The sequence below is a fragment of the Pseudomonas sp. B3G-3 genome (assembly GCF_028640915.1).
Classification (GTDB): Bacteria; Pseudomonadota; Gammaproteobacteria; order Pseudomonadales; family Pseudomonadaceae; genus Aquipseudomonas; species Aquipseudomonas chlororaphis_I.
In genome coordinates this window covers 1-310 of sequence record NZ_JAQZAB010000033.1, presented here as the reverse complement: position 1 = coordinate 310, position 310 = coordinate 1, and the positions used below count along the sequence as shown (strand labels likewise).

1 protein-coding gene is annotated in these 310 nt (G+C 61.9%); it reads left to right on the top strand.

Annotated features, from left to right (window positions below; genetic code table 11):
* On the top strand, positions 1–310 hold a 310-nt coding region (locus PVZ80_RS00255; protein ID WP_273863288.1), incomplete at both ends, for an Ig-like domain-containing protein.

Genomic DNA, 310 nt, shown 5'->3' with positions numbered 1-310 from the left:
CAACAACACTGACACCAACAGCGTGCAAGTGACGGTGACCGATGCCAATGGCAACCCGGTTGCCAACCAGGCGGTGGGCTTTGTGGCCACCAACGGTGCGACTATTGCCGCGTCGGGTACCACCAACGCCGCCGGTATCGTGGAGATGCCACTGACCAGCACCACCGCGGGCATCAGTGTGGTTACCGCCAGCGTCGGTAGCAGCACGCAAAGCGTCAACAGCACCTTTATCGCCCATGCCGGCTCGGCTGAAATTGGCAGCGGTGCGTTGGTCATGACCACCGATAACCAACTGGCCGACGGCATGGCG